At 68.5% G+C, this 17,640-nt stretch carries 17 protein-coding genes and 1 pseudogene; 12 read left to right on the top strand and 6 right to left on the bottom strand.

All coding sequences use genetic code 11. The annotated features are described in order from the left end of the window. Window positions 1–278: 278 nt before the first annotated feature. Window positions 279–3,002 carry a chromosomal replication initiator protein DnaA gene (gene dnaA, locus ACFYRU_RS10805; RefSeq protein WP_387655838.1) on the bottom strand — a complete coding sequence of 908 codons (2,724 nt, stop codon included), beginning with the start codon at window positions 3,000–3,002 and terminating at the stop codon, window positions 279–281. Window positions 3,003–3,585: 583 nt separating this feature from the next. Between dnaA and rpmH the strand changes: the two genes are divergently transcribed. The 8 genes and pseudogenes from rpmH to ACFYRU_RS10765 all read left to right on the top strand — a co-directional run bounded on the left by rpmH (window position 3,586) and on the right by ACFYRU_RS10765 (window position 9,440). Next, window positions 3,586–3,723: a 50S ribosomal protein L34 gene (gene rpmH / locus ACFYRU_RS10800; RefSeq protein ID WP_130386492.1), complete on the top strand. Its 138-nt coding sequence runs from the start codon at window positions 3,586–3,588 to the stop codon at window positions 3,721–3,723. 26 nt (window positions 3,724–3,749) lie between these two features. After that, the gene (gene rnpA / locus ACFYRU_RS10795) at window positions 3,750–4,091 is read left to right on the top strand and encodes a ribonuclease P protein component (RefSeq protein WP_387655833.1); all 342 of its coding nucleotides are present in this window, start codon (window positions 3,750–3,752) and stop codon (window positions 4,089–4,091) included. After that, window positions 4,091–4,402, top strand: a complete 312-nt coding sequence (gene yidD / locus ACFYRU_RS10790) for a membrane protein insertion efficiency factor YidD (RefSeq protein WP_387655831.1) — start codon at window positions 4,091–4,093, stop codon at window positions 4,400–4,402. The genes rnpA and yidD overlap by 1 nt, the downstream gene beginning before the upstream one ends. 9 nt (window positions 4,403–4,411) lie before the next feature. Further along, window positions 4,412–5,392: pseudogene (yidC, locus tag ACFYRU_RS10785) on the top strand (membrane protein insertase YidC); the annotation flags it as partial. Between the two features lie 313 nt (window positions 5,393–5,705). Continuing rightward, complete coding sequence (locus tag ACFYRU_RS10780) at window positions 5,706–6,218, top strand: protein jag (RefSeq protein ID WP_387658086.1); 513 nt, start codon at window positions 5,706–5,708, stop codon at window positions 6,216–6,218. Between the two features lie 7 nt (window positions 6,219–6,225). Next, window positions 6,226–6,897: a 16S rRNA (guanine(527)-N(7))-methyltransferase RsmG gene (rsmG, locus tag ACFYRU_RS10775; protein WP_387655828.1), complete on the top strand. Its 672-nt coding sequence runs from the start codon at window positions 6,226–6,228 to the stop codon at window positions 6,895–6,897. A gap of 485 nt (window positions 6,898–7,382) precedes the next feature. After that, entirely contained in the window at window positions 7,383–8,318 is a 936-nt protein-coding gene (locus ACFYRU_RS10770; protein ID WP_387655825.1) for an AAA family ATPase, read from the top strand. A 153-nt stretch (window positions 8,319–8,471) separates the two neighbouring features. Further along, a complete protein-coding gene (locus ACFYRU_RS10765) occupies window positions 8,472–9,440 on the top strand; it encodes a ParB/RepB/Spo0J family partition protein (RefSeq protein ID WP_387655822.1) in 969 nt (322 codons plus the stop codon). A 1,927-nt stretch (window positions 9,441–11,367) separates the two neighbouring features. On the opposite strand, the gene ACFYRU_RS10760 is transcribed toward ACFYRU_RS10765, so the two are convergent. The 4 genes from ACFYRU_RS10760 to ACFYRU_RS10745 all read right to left on the bottom strand — a co-directional run bounded on the left by ACFYRU_RS10760 (window position 11,368) and on the right by ACFYRU_RS10745 (window position 15,121). Then, window positions 11,368–11,715, bottom strand: a complete 348-nt coding sequence (locus tag ACFYRU_RS10760; protein ID WP_387655819.1) for a DUF3817 domain-containing protein — start codon at window positions 11,713–11,715, stop codon at window positions 11,368–11,370. Continuing rightward, window positions 11,712–12,731 carry an SURF1 family protein gene (locus ACFYRU_RS10755; protein WP_387655816.1) on the bottom strand — a complete coding sequence of 340 codons (1,020 nt, stop codon included), beginning with the start codon at window positions 12,729–12,731 and terminating at the stop codon, window positions 11,712–11,714. Before ACFYRU_RS10755 ends, ACFYRU_RS10760 begins: the two co-directional genes overlap by 4 nt. Then, the gene (locus ACFYRU_RS10750; protein ID WP_387655813.1) at window positions 12,731–13,678 is read right to left on the bottom strand and encodes a D-alanine--D-alanine ligase; all 948 of its coding nucleotides are present in this window, start codon (window positions 13,676–13,678) and stop codon (window positions 12,731–12,733) included. Before ACFYRU_RS10750 ends, ACFYRU_RS10755 begins: the two co-directional genes overlap by 1 nt. Window positions 13,679–13,810: 132 nt before the next feature. Next, on the bottom strand, window positions 13,811–15,121 hold the full coding sequence (locus ACFYRU_RS10745; protein WP_387655811.1) for a PLP-dependent aminotransferase family protein: 1,311 nt from the start codon (window positions 15,119–15,121) through the stop codon (window positions 13,811–13,813). A gap of 191 nt (window positions 15,122–15,312) precedes the next feature. On the opposite strand from ACFYRU_RS10745, the gene ACFYRU_RS10740 reads away from it, so the two are divergent. The 4 genes from ACFYRU_RS10740 to ACFYRU_RS10725 are packed head-to-tail and all read left to right on the top strand — an operon-like array spanning window position 15,313 to window position 17,262. Next, window positions 15,313–15,513: a hypothetical protein gene (locus ACFYRU_RS10740; protein ID WP_387655809.1), complete on the top strand. Its 201-nt coding sequence runs from the start codon at window positions 15,313–15,315 to the stop codon at window positions 15,511–15,513. A gap of 41 nt (window positions 15,514–15,554) precedes the next feature. Beyond that, a complete protein-coding gene (locus ACFYRU_RS10735) occupies window positions 15,555–16,208 on the top strand; it encodes a GNAT family N-acetyltransferase (protein ID WP_387655806.1) in 654 nt (217 codons plus the stop codon). Further along, complete coding sequence (locus ACFYRU_RS10730) at window positions 16,205–16,594, top strand: DUF2784 domain-containing protein (RefSeq protein WP_387655804.1); 390 nt, start codon at window positions 16,205–16,207, stop codon at window positions 16,592–16,594. Before ACFYRU_RS10735 ends, ACFYRU_RS10730 begins: the two co-directional genes overlap by 4 nt. Before the next feature lie 29 nt (window positions 16,595–16,623). Next, window positions 16,624–17,262 carry a permease prefix domain 1-containing protein gene (locus ACFYRU_RS10725; RefSeq protein ID WP_387655801.1) on the top strand — a complete coding sequence of 213 codons (639 nt, stop codon included), beginning with the start codon at window positions 16,624–16,626 and terminating at the stop codon, window positions 17,260–17,262. Here the strand turns inward: ACFYRU_RS10725 and ACFYRU_RS10720 are convergent. Continuing rightward, window positions 17,242–17,568, bottom strand: a complete 327-nt coding sequence (locus tag ACFYRU_RS10720; RefSeq protein WP_141856612.1) for a PadR family transcriptional regulator — start codon at window positions 17,566–17,568, stop codon at window positions 17,242–17,244. The two genes, ACFYRU_RS10725 and ACFYRU_RS10720, sit on opposite strands and share 21 nt — an antisense overlap. Between the last annotated feature and the right edge of the window lie 72 nt (window positions 17,569–17,640).

Raw genomic sequence — 17,640 nt, 5'->3', positions numbered from 1 at the left:
GCGAGATCGGGGTTTTCCCCAGATCGGGCCGCTCGATCGTTTTGTGGCCTTCGAGCTCTCTATAGATTCCATAGTGTTCTTAGCACCGGTGGATACTGTGGAAAAGCGGCGTCTTCGCAGGTCAGACCCCAAAAGGCCATGTGGATCCAGTGTGGACAGTCTCCGCTTCGGTTGAGGACAGCCGTGGACGAAGATTTCTGTCCCCACAGCGAATCCACACCCACAACGGGGGTTTCCCACAGTTTTCCACAGCTGCGTCCCCAGCCTGTGCGTCCTGATTACTGCTGTTTCGCCTGGTGCTTGATCCGGTTCGTCAGCTCGGTCACCTGGTTGAAAACACTGCGCCGCTCGGACATCAACTGCCGGATCTTCCGCTCCGCGTGCATCACCGTGGTGTGGTCGCGGCCGCCGAACTGCTGGCCGATCTTCGGCAGCGACAGATCGGTCAGCTCGCGGCACAGATACATGGCGATCTGCCGAGCGGTGACGAGCACTCGGCTGCGGCTGGATCCACACAGGTCGTCGATCGAGAGCCCGAAGTACGACGCGGTCTGGCCCATGATCATGCTCGCGGTCACCTCGGGCTTGCTGCCTTCGGGGATCAGGTCCTTCAGCACGATCTCGGCCAGGCTGAGGTCGACCGGTTGCCGGTTCAGGCTGGCGAACGCGGTGACCCGGATCAGGGCGCCCTCGAGTTCGCGGATGTTCGTCTGCACCTTCGACGCGATGAACTCCAGCACCTCCGGCGGCGCGGTCAGCCGTTCGGTGGCTGCCTTCTTCCGCAGGATCGCGATCCGGGTCTCCAGGTCGGGCGGCTGGATGTCGGTGATCAGTCCCCACTCGAACCGGTTCCGCAGCCGGTCCTCCAACGCCTCCAGGCGTTTCGGCGCCCGGTCGGAGCTGATCACGATCTGCTTGTTCGCGTTGTGCAGCGTGTTGAAGGTGTGGAAGAACTCTTCCTGGGTCTGGATCTTGCCTTCCAGGAACTGGATGTCGTCGATCAGCAGCACGTCGACATCGCGGTACCGGCGCTGGAACTGGGACGCCTTGTCGTCGCGGATCGCGTTGATGAAGTCGTTCGTGAACTCTTCGCTGGACACGTACCGGACGCGTGCACCTGTGTAGAGGCTGCGTACGTAGTGACCGATCGCGTGCAAGAGGTGCGTCTTGCCCAGACCGGAGTCGCCGTAGATCAGCTGCGGGTTGTACGCCTTGCCCGGTGCCTCGGCGACCGCGACGGCGGCGGCGTGCGCGAACCGGTTCGAGCTACCGATGACGAAGGTCTCGAACGTGTACTTCGGGTTCAGCCGCGCCTCGCCCTGCGCCTCGGTGGCCGGCTGGCTCGAACCACCGGGCGGCGGAGCGACCGAACCGATCGGCTGCCCGAACGTCTGCTGCGGGGCAGGCTGTTCGTACTGCGGCTGCGGCGGGTTGAACTGTGCGCCGTTGTCGGGGTCGGTCAGCGCGGACTGGATGGTCGGCTGGTACGCGCCGTCCGTGCGCAGCGGTTCGCGTATTGGCGGGGGCTGCTGCTGGACGGGCTGTTGTGGGTACTGCGGTTGCGGGGGCTGCTGGAGCGCCGGCTGTTGTAGCGGGTGCTGCTGCGCCGGCTGCTGGTGTGGGGCTTGCTGGTGTGGGGCGTGCTGCTGCTGCGGGGCTTGCTGCTGTTCGCGGACCTCGGGGTCGAGTGACGGGTCGACTGTCACGGCGATCCGGATGTCGCGACCGAAGCTCTCGGTGAGGATGCGTTCGAGGTCCGGACGCAGCCGCGTCTCGAGCTGACCGCGGGTGAAGTCGTCGGGGACCGCGACGATCGCGGTGCTCTCGTGCAGGGTGACCGGGCGGGAGTTGGTCAGCCAGGCGCGCTGGTTCGGCGGCAGGCCTGCGAGTACTCGTGCCCAGCCTTCACCTAGGTCGGTGACTGCAGGCGCAACGTCAGCAGGACGGGACTGCTGCACCGGGGGCTGCTGCATGTGGTGTTGCTGTGGTGCCGGCGGCTGAGGTGCTTGCTGGGGGAACTGCTGGTGCGGGGTGTGCTGCTGCGCTCCCGGCTGTTGTGCTGGCTGCTGTTGTGCTGGCTGTTGTGCAGGCTGCTGGTGTGGCGGCTGCTGGTGTGGCGGCTCGTGGTGTGGCGGCTCGTGGTGTGGCGGCTCGTGGTGTGTGGCTTGCTGTGGAGGCGCTTGTTGCTGGGGCCGCTCTTGGAGGTGCTGCTGCCCGACCGCAGGCTGCTGCTCGATGACCGGCTGCTCGGGAAGCTGTGGTGCGGCCGCTTCGGACTGGGGGAGCTCGACGGGGAGCTGGTCGGCAGCTGGTCCGTCGTCCGGTGCCCATTGGTTGGAGGTTGGGTTGTCCACACGTGCCTCGCCCTCGTTCGGTACCGAGCCAGCTGCGTTGGCGTTGCCGGTACCCCATTCCGCCGTTCCCCAGGCAGCGCCTGGTTCCGGTTGGCGGTAGTTGCCGACGGCCGGGGCCGCACCGAAGTACGTCGTACCTGCGGTGGGCATGGGTGGGCCGGCCGGGAGATCGGTGGCCGCCCGTTCGAGCTCGGACCGGTAGCCGTACGGCGCCTGCGGCGGCGCCGGACGGTACCCGAAGGCCGACGGCTCGGGCATCGGGATCGGGAGCGACGGACTCAGGTAGTCACCGGGATCCATCCGCGGCGTCGGCGCCTGCTCCGCACGCGGCCCAGACTCGCCACGAAGCGCCTGCTCCGCGCGCGGCCCGGGCTCGACCCGGGGGGTCGGCTCTGCGCGCGCCGCGGGCTCGCCCCGGAGCAGCGGTTCGCTCCGGGGTAGGGACTCGGTGCGGGGCGTGGGCTCCGGCGCGGGCGGAACCTCGGTCCGGAAGTTCGCGTCGGGCTCGGGCCGGCTGTCGTCGGGCTCGGGCCGGAGGTCCTGCCGGCGGTCGGCGCCGTGGTCCGTCCGGTGCTCGGCCCCGGTCAGTTCGGCCGCCGTGAATTCCGCCGGTGTGAATTCCGCACTGGCGGAATGGTCCTCGACCACGCGTTGCTCCCCGAATCCATCGCTGCGGTGGCCGGCGCGTTCCGGAGGAATCCGGGCGGCGCGACCGTTCGACCCGACACCGTGCCGCCGCTCTGTCCACACGGTTGTCCACAGTTGTGAACGACCGCCGGAGCAGGTTGGTTACCGATCGCGGGGTGTGGGACCTCTGGTGTGAGGGAGTGACGCTAACAAGTCCGGCCAGCCACCTTCAAGCCGTCATCCACAGGCTATGAACAGGAAATTGGGGGCAACCTGCGGCGTGTCGGGTAGACGCCAGAGCGTAGTCATGGTTGGTCATCGCTCTGCGTTGCGACTCGGTCCGGACAGTGACGACGGTTCCGGCAACCAGTTACCCACTACCCTGTCCACAAGCCTGTGGAAAAGTCTGGGGATACCTGGTTTGACCTGTCCACAGGGAGCCACGTACCGTGGATCGGTCGGTGTTGAGCCGGCCCTTTCGTGCTGCGCTCCCTGCGAGACCATCCTCTGGTTCTCCGACCCCTGCGCAGGACTGCACCAGGGGCAGATCCAATCAGTGGATTTGTCGACAAATTTGTGATCTCGAGTAACCGGAGTCATTCCAGTGAGCAAGCGGACGTTCCAGCCGAACAACCGTCGCCGGCACAAGAAGCACGGCTTCCGTCTTCGGATGCGCACCCGTGCGGGTCGCGCGATCATCGCCGCCCGCCGTGGCAAGGGTCGTCAGCGCCTCGCGGCCTGAGCGACCCGTCTGACGGTGACCACCTCGTGTTGCCCGCGTCGAACCGGTTGCGCCGGTCCGACGACTTCCGTCGCGCCGTCCGTTCCGGTCGGCGCGCGGCGCGACGCGCGGTGGTCCTGCATGTGCTGGCGGAGGCCGGGCAGCCCGGCCCCCCACGCGTCGGATTCGTTGTGAACAAGGCGGTGGGCAACGCGGTTCTGCGGAACCGGGTCCACCGCCGTCTGCGTGCCGTACTGGCGTCGCGACTCCCGGATCTGCCGGCCGGCAGCCTGACGGTCGTCCGCGCACTGCCGTCGTCCGCCGCTGCGTCGTACGACGAGCTGGTCGCGGACGTCGACGGTGCGCTGCGCCGATTGGCGAAGTCATGATGCGGTTCAATCCCGTCCGCAGCGGGATCATCGGTTTCCTGAAGCTGTACCGCTTGCTGATCAGCCCGCTGTACGGCCAGGTGTGCAGGTTCTACCCGAGTTGTTCGGCCTACGCCCTGGAGGCGGTCGAGCGCCACGGTGCGGTGCGCGGTAGCTGGCTGGCGATGAGGCGACTCATTCGCTGCCACCCGTGGAACCCCGGCGGCTACGACCCCGTTCCACCCAAAGATGTCGACCAGCGCGGAGCGTCTGTCTCCGCCAACCAGCCCGGACCGTCGACCGACGCCGGGCCTGTGCAGCGAGGTGTGTGAGTGACTCTTCTGGCCATCCCCGGGCTCGCGGTGTGGGACGGGATCGTAGACCTGTTCAACACGGTCATGACGCCGCTGTACTGGGCCGTATCGGCACTGCTGGTCGGGTGGCACTGGCTGCTCAGCCAGGTGCTCGACCCGAACAGCGGCTGGGCGTGGGCGCTGTCCATCGTTGGTCTGACCATCACCATCCGGACCATCCTGATCCCGCTGTTCGTCCGGCAGATCCGCTCCAGCCGGAACATGCAGCTGCTGCAGCCCAAGATGAAGGAGCTGCAGAAGAAGTACGGCCACGACCGGGAGAAGCTCGGTCAGGAAATGATGAAGCTGTACAAGGAGACCGGGACCAACCCGTTCTCCTCGTGCCTGCCGCTGCTGCTGCAGTCGCCGATCTTCCTGGCCCTGTTCCGGGTGCTCGACTACGCCGCCAAGGGCCAGTGGCACAGCGAGATCATGAAGCCGTACGTGAACTCGCTGCAGCACGCGAAGATCTTCGGTGCGGAGATCTCGCAGACCTTCCTGAAGGCCAGCGGTTCCGGCTCCGGCAACGTCAAGGTCGTCGCGATCGTCCTGATCATCCTGATGACGGCGACCATGTTCACCACGCAGCTGCAGCTGATGCGGAAGAACATGCCGAAGGAGGCCCTCGAGGGCCAGGCCGCCCAGATGCAGAAGATCATGCTGTACGTCTTCCCGATCTTCTTCCTGATCGGTGGCTTCAACTTCCCGATCGGTGTACTGATCTACTGGTTCATCTCGAACCTGTGGACGATGGGCCAGCAGTTCTACGTGATCCGCCGCAACCCGGCACCGGGCACCCCGGCGTACGACGCGATGCAGGCCCGCAAGCGCGAGGCCAACCTGCGCCACGGCCGCCCGGCCGACGAGAACGTCCCGGGTACGGCCGGCGCCGCCACCGAGACCGCCACCACGGACCGGCGTCCGGCGCAGCGGCAGCAGCCGAAGCGGCAGTCCCGCAGCGACCGAAAGAGCGGCCCGTCGACGAGCAACGGGCAGACCGGTGCCGCCGCGGACGAGACGCCGGTACAGGACGACGCGCCCCCGAAACAGGACGCGCCCAAGAAGGCTCAGGCCCCGGCCGCGAAGAAGCAGCCGGCCGCGAAGAAGGGTTCGGGAGCCAAGCGCCAGCCCGCGGCGAAGTCGGCCGCGCAGAAGAGGGCGGCGCAGAAGCGCTCCGGCGGATCGCGCTGACCACAGCGCACGCAGTTCCCGCTTTGCTCGATAGACCCGGGTCCCCGTGGGGCGGACTTGACACTATGAAGGAGTGGCCGTGACCGACGGCATGCAGAACACCGAGACGGCGGACGAGACCGCCGGCCCGAAGAGCTCCGCATCGGAGCGCCTGAAGGCCCTCGAGGCGGAGAGCGACATCGCGGCCGACTACCTCGAGGAGTTGCTCGACATCGCCGACCTGGACGGCGACATCGATATGGACATCGACGGCGACCGGGCCGCGGTCTCGATCGTCGGCGCCGAGCTGAACAACCTGGTGGGTGAGAACGGCAAGGTCCTGGAGGCGCTCCAGGAGCTGACCCGGCTGGCCGTGTACCGCGAGACCGGCGAGCGGTCGCGGCTGATGCTGGACGTGTCGAACTACCGGGCGAACCGGAAGGCCGAGCTGGAAGAGGTCGGCCGCAAGGCGGTCGAGGAGGCGAAGGCGACCGGTACGCCGGTTCGGCTCGACCCGATGACGCCGTTCGAGCGCAAGGTGGTGCACGACGTCGTCGCGGCCGCCGGCCTGACCTCGGAGTCCGAGGGCGAGGAGCCCCGGCGGCGCGTGGTGGTACAGCCGTGAACGCGCTATGACCGAAGAAGTTTCACGTGAAACGCCGCCGCTCGTGGACAAGCTGTTTCCACGGGCGGCGGCTCGGCTTTCGGCGTACGCCGAGTTGCTCGCGACGCAGGGCACGCTCCGCGGACTGATCGGCCCGCGCGAGGTACCGCGGCTCTGGGACCGGCACCTGTTGAACTGTGCGGTGGTCGAGCGGCTGGTGCCTGAGGAGTCGTCGGTCGCCGACGTCGGTACCGGGGCCGGTCTGCCCGGCATCGTTCTCGCGATTGTTCGGCCGGACCTCCACGTCGACCTGATCGAGCCGCTGCTCCGCCGGACGACCTTCCTCCAGGAAGCGGTGGACGTACTCGGGCTCGACAACGCGACGGTGGTCCGCGCGCGGGCAGAGGAGCTGCCGCCGGCGTCGTACGACGTCGTCACCTCCCGGGCCGTCGCGCCGCTGGCCAAGCTGGCGCGTTGGTGCCTGCCGCTCTGCGTCGAAGGCGGGCTGATGCTCGCGATGAAAGGGTCGTCCGCAGAGGAGGAACTGGACGGCTCGGAGCGCGAATTGATGAAGCTTGGCGCAGAGGTTTGTCATATTCACCAACTCGGCGGCGATGAACTGGCCCACCCCACGACTGTGGTGAGTATTGTGGCCGGACGTGCTGCAGGGGGATCCCGGCACGGACGACACGGGAGGTGAGCGGGTTGGTGAGTCGTGCCCTCGGATGGCCCGAGAAGAGCACCGGCGAGCCGAGGTCTTCACAGGGCATCGGCTGGCCGACCGAGGCGGACTCGTCCGTTCGCGTCGTGACTCAGGACCTGGCTCCCGATCCCGTTCCGGCCCCTGCGCCCCCGGTCGTCACCGGCCCGCCGATCGACTCCTCGGAACTCCGGGCAGTTGCGGCGGCCGGTCTCGACGGACCAACTGCTGATGAAACCGGCTCCGTTTCACGTGAAACGCCGGAGATGCGGGATGATGGTTCCGGGCCCGACTCGGCGTCTCTGGTGGACGTCGAGCCGGACTTTTCGGAATCTCCACCGCCTGTGGATGACCACCGCATGAAACTGCCCCTGCACACGGGAATTCGTCCACAGCAGCCTGTGGATGGAGCTGGGGGTAGACCCGCCCCGACCCCTACAGACATCCTCTTCGGGCCAAGTCCCGCACCTATTGGAATGGGCGCTATGACTGCCGCACAGATCGCCGCGCGGGCCACGTCGGACGAGCTTCAGCGACGACTCCTCGAGACTCCGATCGCCGCCGCGACCGAACGGACCCTGCTGGTGAATGAAGGACGCACAATGGGCCGCGAGTTCCCGCTGCCCGCTCAGACCCGGGTGTTCGTCGTCGCCAACCAGAAGGGCGGCGTCGGCAAGACCACCACGACGGTGAACGTCGCTGCCGGCCTCGCGCTGTACGGCGCGAAGATCCTCGTTATCGACCTGGACCCGCAGGGCAACGCGTCGACGGCCCTGGGCATCGACCACGCCGAGGGGACGCCCGGTGTGTACGAGGCCATCATCGAGGGTGAGCCGCTGAGCAAGCTGACCCAGCCGTGTGCCGAGCACCCCGGTATCCAGGTCATCCCGGCGACCATCGACCTTGCCGGTGCTGAGATCGAGCTCGTCAGCCTGGTGGCTCGGGAGAGCCGGCTGAAGAGTGTCCTCGAGGCCTACCTCTCGGAGACCGAAGCTGCGGGCGAGAAGTACGACTACGTCTTCATCGACTGCCCGCCATCGCTCGGGCTGCTGACGGTGAACGCGCTGACTGCCGCGCGCGAGGTCCTGGTCCCGATCCAGAGCGAGTACTACGCGCTCGAGGGCCTGTCCCAGCTGCTGCGCCACATCGACATGGTGAAGTCCCACCTGAACCCGGGGCTCGATGTGTCGACCATCCTGCTGACGATGTACGACGCCCGGACCAAGCTCGCGGGCGAGGTCGCGGCCGAAGTACGTGGCCACTTCAAGGACGCCGTACTGCGGACCGCCGTACCGCGGTCGGTGCGGATCTCGGAGGCGCCGAGCCACGGGCAGACCGTGCTCGCGTACGACCCGGCGTCGGCCGGTGCGCTGTCGTACCTGGAGGCGTCGCGGGAGATCGCGATGCGGAACAACACCTGAAGATCTGCGGCCGTTCCACGTGAAACGGTTGCGCGGTGTGGCACCGTTCCACGTGAAACGGGACACGGAGGCCGGTGCGGGAGCGACGGCGTCCGTTCGGCGTTGTGATAGTCCAGCAGTAGCTCAGCAGGATGTCGAACTCGAGGGAGCGCGATGAACACCCGACTCGGACGCGGACTTGGCGCGCTGATCCCCAGCTCGCCGGCACCCGGCACCACGACCACCCTCGGCAGCAAGTCGAACTCGATCCCCGGCGCCCCACCGGTGTCGAAGCCGGCTGAGCCGCAGGGGCCGGAACTGGCCGCGGTACCTGGTGCGTCGTTCGCCGAAATCGACGTCGAGAAGATCACGCCGAACCCGAAGCAGCCGCGTACGGTCTTCGACGAAGAGGCGATGGACGAACTCGTCCACTCGGTCAAGGAGATCGGCCTGCTGCAGCCGATCGTCGTGCGGAAGCTGGACGACGGCAAGTACGAGCTCGTGATGGGTGAGCGTCGCTGGCGTGCCACCCAGGCGGCCGGGCTGGAGACGATCCCGGCGATCGTCCGGGAGACGTCTGACGACGCGATGCTCCGGGACGCGCTGCTGGAGAACCTGCACCGCAGCCAGCTGAACCCACTGGAAGAGGCGGCGGCCTACCAGCAGATGCTCGACGACTTCGGGTGCACCCAGGAAGTCCTCGCTACTCGCATCGGTCGCTCCCGGCCGCAGATCTCCAACACGCTGCGCCTGCTGAAGCTGCCCGCGTCGGTCCAGCGCCGCGTCGCGGCCGGCGTTCTGTCTGCTGGCCACGCGCGAGCCCTGCTCGGCCTTCCCAGTGGGGATGCGATCGAACGGTTGGCGCAACGGATCGTCGCCGAGGGTCTCTCTGTCCGCACCGTCGAGGAGATCGTCGCCCTGGGCGATATGAACGGAGACGACCCGACACCACCTCGCCGCCGCAACAAGCCGGTCGCTCCGCGTCTCGTCGACCTGGCCGACCGCCTCTCCGACCGCTTCGAAACCCGCGTGAAGGTCGACCTCGGCAAGACCAAGGGCAAGATCACCGTCGAGTTCGCCTCCCTCGACGACCTCGAACGCATCGTCACCCTGATGGACCCGAACAAACTCCCCGAATCCTGACGGACACCTGAGGCAGACGGCCTGACCAACGCACAGGCCGTCTCCTCGCACCACCACCGCGCACGCTCCCCACCAGTCAGCCGGGCATGTGCCCTCCCTCAGTTGCAGATCGCTGCCCCGGTGCGGACGCGCCGGCCTCCACCGAAGCGCCGGACCGGGCCGCGAAGCGCGCAGCTTGGCCGCGCGCCCTGGAAGCCAGGAGAAGCGTTCCGCGTCGAACGGACTCGCGAGACGACGCAGTTCCGTCGCATCACCGGTCCTCGACCTCGCGCAGACGTGGGTGCGCAGGTCTCGGCAGACCCGGGCAAAGCAGAGCCGACGTCGCCCGGCGCGATCGACAGACGGCCGGCTCGAGCACGCTGCGACCAACTGCCACGGGGAGCTCCCAAGAAGCTGAGTTCCGCGCGGGCGAGCGCCGCGGTGGCGCGCTACTCGATGCGGCGACTTCGTGGGGTACGTCAGGCCGCTCCAGCCACGTGCGCAGTTGGCGAACAGTTCCCGTCGGCTCGAGCTGTCAGCGCTTCAGTTGCACGTATGGGGTCCTGCGGTCGTGAGGCGATGCGCGAGCCGGGAGTAGGTCTCCCCGAGCGCGGCGATTGGACCGGAAATCGGCCTCCTGAGAGCGGGATCTTGGCGGCTCGGGGCCGGGAATCACAGCGATGTAAGTCCCGCGCGACGCCTTAGGATCGCGCTCTGGGAGATAGTTCGCGATTCGAAGTACGGTCTATCTCGGCATGGGGATTTGTCGATAAAGACACCTGGGGACTTGCGCGCGATGTTTCATGTGAAACATTGCGCCGAAGAGTGCGAGGGGTGTCGTCGTTGGCGGACACCGAGAGACCGTGAGGCGACCGCGCGCAGCTAGGACGGCCCTGCGTGCGAACAGGATCACGATGCCCGACGGCGATCGCCGGCGGCTGCATCCCCGCGAAGGCGCTCCGCCCTTCCATGCCGTCACCGAAGTATGCGGCGAGCGCCGCAGGTGCAGCGCGCAATGTGCCGCGCTCCAAAGCGCGCTGCGTGGACTCTGCCCACAGGCTTCATGCGCTGCGCGCCCATGACGCAACCGGCCAGTTGGATACCGGGGGTAGATGCTCGGCGCACGCGGTCGGAGGCGACTCCGCCCACCCAGTTTCGTCTGTAGGTGGGTGGTCGCGTTGGCTCGTGTACTGCGTGGCGAAGCTGGCCGCAGTGGACGCGCGCCGGCTCGCGGTGCACGTCAGCCGACCCGCGGACAGTCAGCGGGCGCTCCCAGCCTGCACCCTCGTGGGGACGAGGGTGCAGCCCCGCTGGGGAAGCAGGCGAAGTCGCGCAGGGCGCACGAGGCACGGAGGGCGCACGAGGCACGGAGGGCGCACGAGGCACGGCACAAGGTACGGCGCGAGGTACGGCGCGAGGTACAGCGCGAGGTGCGGCGCGAGGTGCGGCGCGAGGTGCGGCGCGAGGTACAGCGCGAGGTACAGCGCGAGGTACAGCGCGAGGTACAGCGCGAGGTACAGCGCGAGGCGACGCCCTGGGGTGCGAGGCGGCGCGGGCGGCGGTGCGGTGTCACGCGGGGATGTCATGGGCGGTGATGCGCCCGGTGTGGCGCGGCGGTGTGGCGCGGCGGCACTGCCCGGCGCTGGACGGCCCCCGACACTGGACGGCGGGCGGTGCTGTGCGGTGGTGCGGTGGTGCCGTGCGGTGGGCGGTGCGGTGGGCGGTGCGGGTGGGCGGTGCTGTGCGGCAGTGTTACACGGTGCGGTGCCAAGGCGCGGTGGTGCGCTGAGGTGCCACGTTCAGGTGGCCAAGCTAGGCACGGTGGGCCGGGGTGCCTTGCCGACTCTGGGAGGGGTGCGCCCAGGGGGATCGGGTGGTCTGGCGGCGCGGGTGCGTGGAGGGTGGGCGCGGGCGGTGCTGTGGAACTGGGGTGGCGGGGTGTTGGGGGCTAGTGGCCTTGGAGTTCGTGGGTTGTTTTTCGTTCGGCGTAGAACGAGAGGAAGGGGATGGTGCCGGCTAGGGCCATCAGGACCAGGCGGGGGAAGGACCAGCGGACGCGGCGGAAGAGGTCGAAGGTCAGTAGGAGGTACACGACGTAGAGGAAGCCGTGCAGGGGGCCGATGACGTTCATTGCGCCGGGGCTGTCGGCGAAGTACTTCAGCGGCATCGCTAGGAAGACGAGCAGGAGCAGCATGACGCCGACCACGTACGCGATCACGCGGTACCGGGTCAGCGCGCCGCGGACAGCCGGGGTGATCGGCTTCGCGGAGGTGGCGGGGTCGGCAGAGGAAGTCACGCTGAAACGGTACCGCTTGGCCCCACACGCTCCCCGCCCCGGTCACCCTCCACCTCACCAGCACTCGACGTTCCCGCGCCGGACGCATCCAGGCCCAACCCGGCTGTGCCGGACGCATCCGTGCCCGGGATGTTCACTTCCAACCCGCGCGTGCCCGGGGTGTCCGCGCCCGTCGCGGCCGTGCTGGGCGCATCTGTGTCTGGGGTGTTCGCGTCTGGCCTGCGCGTGCCTGGGGTGTCCGTGGGCGACGGGGGCGCGGGTGAGGTTGGCGGGGCTTCGTCGGTGGGGGTGCGGTGGGCGTCGAGGAGCATGCGGGCGTACATCCAGAGGGTGAAGGCGGCGAAGATCCACCACTGGAAGGCGTAGGCGACGTTGCGGAGGCCTGCGTGGTCGGTTGGGGGTGGTGGGGGAGTGACCGACGCGGGGGCGGGTGACGTGGACGCGGGGGAGGTTTGTACTACGAACGCGTCGTAGAGGCGGTACTTGACCAGGTGGACGAGCGTCGGGATGCGGAGGGACGAGAGGACGCGGCCCTTGGCGGCGTCGTCGGAGGAGTCTTCGGCTTCGGAGGCGACGACGGCGCCGGTCAGCGAAACCGGACCGACGGGAGCCTTGGCCGCCGGGTCGGAGACGGTCGGCACCCAGCCGCGGACGATCATCACCGCGTCCGTCGGCGACAGCTTCAGCGGCGTGACGACCCAGAAGCCGTTCTTGCCTTCCTGTTGGCGGTCCGACATGTACACCTGGTCGGCGGTCGGTCCCCACGTTCCAGTGATGGTGACCTGTCGGCCCACAGCCTTCGCCGGAAGCCCGTCGTCGATCGAGAACAGCGACTGCAGCGACACGGGCGCCTCGGCTGCGCGGTGTGCGGTGGCCTCGGCCGTCTTCGACTTGTAGACACCCAACTGCCAAATGCCCATCACCGTCATCGCACCGGCGATGACGAGCGCAAGGGCAAGCAGCCCGACCCAGCGCGGCTGTACGGCGGTACGCCACAAGGGCCGAGGTTCAGGCATCAGCGTGCAGCGGCGGTGGCGAGCAGATCACGGCAGAGCACACCGAGCTCGATCCCGGCGGCCTCGGCGGCCAGCGGAACCAGCGACGTCTCGGTCATCCCCGGCGCCACGTTGACCTCCAGGAACCACGGAATCCCAGCCGCATCCACGACCAGGTCCGTCCGCGACAGGTCCCGCAGCCCCAGCGCCTGATGAGCCTGTACGGCCGCCGCGGCGCAAGCGCCCGCCGCCTCCGGCTCGAGCCGAGCGGGCACGACGAACTGCGTCGCGCCAGCGGTGTACCGCGCCTCGTAGTCGTAGAACCCCGAGTCCGGACGGATCTCCACCGCAGGCAGCGCCCGCGGTCCGTCGCCGGTGTCGACGACCGTCACCGCGACCTCGGTGCCGTCGATGTACTGCTCGATCAGCGCCACCGGCCCGTACGCGTAGCAGTTCACCATCGCCGCCGGCAGCTCGTCCGCCGACCGCACGATCGAAGCGCCCAGCGCCGAACCACCTCGCGCCGGCTTCACCACCAGCGGCAGCCCGATCTGCGCGACGACGGCCTCCATCAGCGAGGCGGCGCCCAGCTCGCGGAACGTGTCGTGCCCGAGCACCACCGATGCCGGCGTGTGCAGTCCCGCGTTGCCGACGACCGTCGACGCGACCGGCTTGTCGAACGCCGTACGGCACGCGGCCGCGTCGGCGCCGACGTACGGAACCCCGTACAGGTCGAGGACCTGACGCAGGGCTCCGTCCTCGCCGGTGACGCCGTGCAGGACGGGGAACACCGCGTCCGGCGGATCCTCGCGCAGCCGGTCGACGAGGGAGGCGTCGACATCACGCTGCTCGACCTCGACACCGACGCTGCGCAGGGCGTCCGCGACCCGGCGGCCGGAGCGCAGCGAGACGTCCCGCTCGTGCGACAGACCACCGGCCAGTACCAGCACTCGACCCAGATCACTCATCACAAATATCCCGATCACTCGTGGGCGTTCCCGGCACGGTCGCCGGCCCCGAGGCCCACTCGAACGGTACCCCTACCGATTCCCGGACCCCCGGCCGCCCGCAGGTCCTTGCGCAACCTTTGCGAAGCCCAGCTACGAAAGCTCCGGCCCTGGGGCGTCGTAGTCGCGGCCGGCGCCTGGGGGCAGCGGGCCGAACGTCTGCCGGAGTTCGAGCTCCTCGTGGATCACCGCGGCCAGCCGGCCGATCCCTTCGGTGATCCGCTCCGGCGTCGGATGACAGTACGACAACCGCATGCACTGGGAGCCAAAACCGTCGGCGAAGAAGGCGGTTCCGGGCACGTACGCGACCCGCGCCGTGACCGCCCGCGGCAGCATCGCCTTGGCGTCCAGCCCATCGGGCAGCGTCAGCCAGACGTAGAAGCCGCCCCGCGGCCGCGTCCAGGTCGTTGCCGCCGGCATCTTCTCGGTCAGCGCCGCGAGCATCGCGTCCCGGCGTTCCCGGTACATCTCGCGGAACTGCTTCACCTGACCCATCCAGTCGTGCCGGATCAGGTACGACGAGATGGCGAGCTGGCTGAACGTCGGCGGGCAGAGCGTCGCGGACTCCTGCGCCAGCACGAGTTTCTCCCGGACCGCGTGTGGCGCGACCGCCCAGCCGACCCGGAACCCGGGCGCGAACGTCTTCGAGAACGAGCCGAGGTAGATGACGCCTTCGCGATCGTCCGCCCGCAGCGCGCGCTGCGGCTCACCCTCGAACCCGAGCAACCCGTACGGGTTGTCCTCCAGCACCAGGACCGAGGCCTGCTGGCAGATCTCCAGCACCCGCGCGCGCCGCTCGTCGGACAGTGAAACCCCGGCGGGGTTGTGGAAGTTCGGGATCGTGTAGAAGAACTTGATCCGCTTGCCGGCCGCGCGGACGGCGGCGATCGCCTGCTCCAGCGCCTCCGGGACGACGCCGTCGTCGTCCATCGCGACGTGCACGACCTCGCACTGGTACGCACGGAAGACGCCGAGCGCGCCGACGTACGACGGCGCCTCGCAGATCACCACGTCGCCCGGGTCGCAGAACACCCGGGTCACCAGGTCCACGGCCTGCTGGCTGCCGACCGTGACCACGACGTCGTCGGGGTGCGCCTCGATACCCTCGAGTCGCATGATGTCGCAGATCTGGTCCCGCAGCGTCGGATCGCCCTGGCCGGAGCCGTACTGCATCGCGACCGCGCCGTTGTCGATCACCAGGTCCCGGACCGCACCGCCGACCACGTCCAGCGGCAGGCCGCCGATGTTCGGCATCCCGCCGGCCAGCGAGACCACCTCGGGCCGGCTGGCGACCGAGAACAGGGCGCGGATCTCCGATGCGGTCATGCCCTTGGTCCGGGCTGCGTACGCCTCGACGTAGTTGTCGAGACGGGTTTGCCGGACATCGGGCACGTCAGCACTCACGAGGGCCACTCCAACGGTGATCGAGGGGAAGTCACCAGGTTACGTCGACAGACCCGAGTCTGGGCTGGGGATCGGCGTGACCTCTCACTACCATGCCTTATAGGGGCAGGTTCGACCATGCCGGAATCTGGCTGTTGAGACAGCCGGGTGGGTGTGGTGCGGCCTGAGAGGTGGAACCGGAAGGATTCAGGATGAGCGTGGGCAGGACAGCCGGCTGGACGCTCGGCGGACTGTTGCTGGGCGTGCTGGCCGGGTTCGCCGGCGAGCTGTTCCGGCGGCAACCGGCCGCGAAGGTACAGCAGCGGTACGTCGCCCCGGAGGCGACCCGTACGCCGGATGCACGGACACCAACACCGGTCCCCGAACCGGCCGCCGAACCAGCGGCGCACTGACGTACCGTGACCGAACTAACAGCCAGTACCGGGATGCGCTGATGGCCCGACGGCTCGAACCGCTGACGCTCGCCAATCTCGACGAGCTGCCGGTGCCGTGCCGTGACTGCGTGTTCTGGGAGCTCGACCCGGTGGCCGCCCGGCAGGCGATCCGGAACGGGGACACCGCGCTGGAGAAGGAGGCGTGGCTGTCCCAGTTGCTGCTCGACTGGGGGACCGCGGGGATCGTGCTGTACGTCGACGACGAGCCGGCCGGGTTCGCCGTGTACGCCCCGGCGAAGTACCTGCCGCGGGTCCAGGCGTTCCCGACGGCCCCGGTCAGCCCGGACGCCGTGGTACTCGCGACCGGGCGGATCCTGCCGAGATACCTGGGGCTCGGGCTGGGGAAGATCCTGGTCCAGGCGATCGCGAAGGATGTGCTGAAGCGCGGGTTCCGGGCCGTGGAGGCGTTCGGGGACTCGCGGTGGGACGGTCCGAGCTGCGTGTGGCCGACCGAGTTCCTGCGGGCGGTCGGGTTCGGGGTGGTCCGGGAGCATCCGCGCAATCCGCGGCTGCGGCTCGACCTGCGGTCGGCGATCACCTGGCGCAGTGAGATGGAGGCAGCCGTCGAGCGCCTGATGGGTGCGATCCGGCCGGAGCCCGCGCCGCCCGCGCCGGTCACGGTCCGGGACGCGTTGAGGTCCGGCCCCGAATGATCTGGCGGGCGCTGGCCGATGCAGTGATGATCCTGCACGGCGCCCTGCTGCTGTTCTTCGTGGTCGGCGGATTCCTCGCCTGGCGATGGCCGCGGGTGATCTGGCTGCACCTCGCGATCGTGGTGTGGAACCTCGTCATCACCCTGGTCGACTTCGGCTGCCCGGTGACCGCGACCGAGAAGTACTTCCGCCGCCTGGGTGGCGAGACTCTGTACCAGAGCGGCTACATCCACCACTACCTGGAGGGAAACCTCTGGCCCGCAGGCGCAACCCCGATCGCGGAGAAGGTCGGCTTCGCCCTCGTACTCATCGCATACGCCGGCTACTTCGTCGTACTGCATCGCCGGCGGAAGGTCAGGGGCGAGTCAGTGGGACCCCGGACGTGATTCGGGCCGGCGCTGCTCATACTTGAGGGGTGCCTATCGACGAGTACCTGGCTGCCCTGAGCAAGGAGCTCCGGGGGCCGCGGCGGCGGAAGACCGATCTGCTGGCGGAGGCGCGTGACCACCTGACCGACGCCGCCGAGGCGTTCGAGGCGGATGGGCACGGGCGGTACGAGGCGGAGTGCGAGGCCGTGGCCGACTTCGGGGAGCTCGCCGATGTCGTGCCGGGATACCGGGCCGAGCTCGCGATCAGCCAGAGTCGCCGGACGGCGATGATGTTGCTGTTCGCGCTGATGATCCAGCCGATCGTGTGGCAGGGCGGCGCGTGGATCTGGACGCAGGAGCCGGAGTCCGCGACCGCTCTCAACGACCTGTTGCAGACCGTGGTTCGTGCGGTCGGCATGGTGGTGATCGCCGGGGCGGTGCTCGCCGTGATCGGTACCGGGATCGGGGTGCGTTATCCGCTGGTACGTGAGCACCTGAGCCGCGCGACGGCGTTGTTCGCGCTGGTCGGATCCGCCCTCGTCGCGGGGATCGGCGTACTGATGGCAGCGACCAGTTCGCACGCTCCGGGCGTGCCTGCGTTCGGCGTCGTCGGGACGTTCGTCGTGCTGCCGCTGGTGCTGGTCAGCATCCAGGCCGAGCGCTGCCTACGCCTGTCCCGGGCGTAGCACTCCTTCCACCACAGCCCGGAAGGTCAGCCACTCCTGCTTGCCTGAGGCAAGCATCTTCGCGCCGGAACTCGTGAGCTGGTACGTACGGCGCTTCCGTCCGCCGACGGTGCTCCACTCGCTGGCCAGGTATCCGGCCCGCTCGAGCCGGCGGAGCGCCGGGTACAGCGTGCCGGTCGGCAGGTCGAGCTCACCGCCGCTGCGGGCCAGCAGCGCCTCCATGATCGCGTAGCCGTGCAGCGGCTCATGCTCGACGACCGCCAGGATCATCGGGTCCAGGTGTCCACGCAGCGCATCCGCCTTCATGTAGCCAGTCTACTCATATGGCTGGTACTGTCGAGAGGCAACATGTAGACAATCTACTTATCAAGGAACTGC

The sequence above is a fragment of the Kribbella sp. NPDC004536 genome (assembly GCF_042873835.1).
Lineage (GTDB): Bacteria > Actinomycetota > Actinomycetes > Propionibacteriales > Kribbellaceae > Kribbella.
Note: the sequence above shows the minus strand (reverse complement) of the source record. Positions and strands in the feature narration are given on the sequence as shown.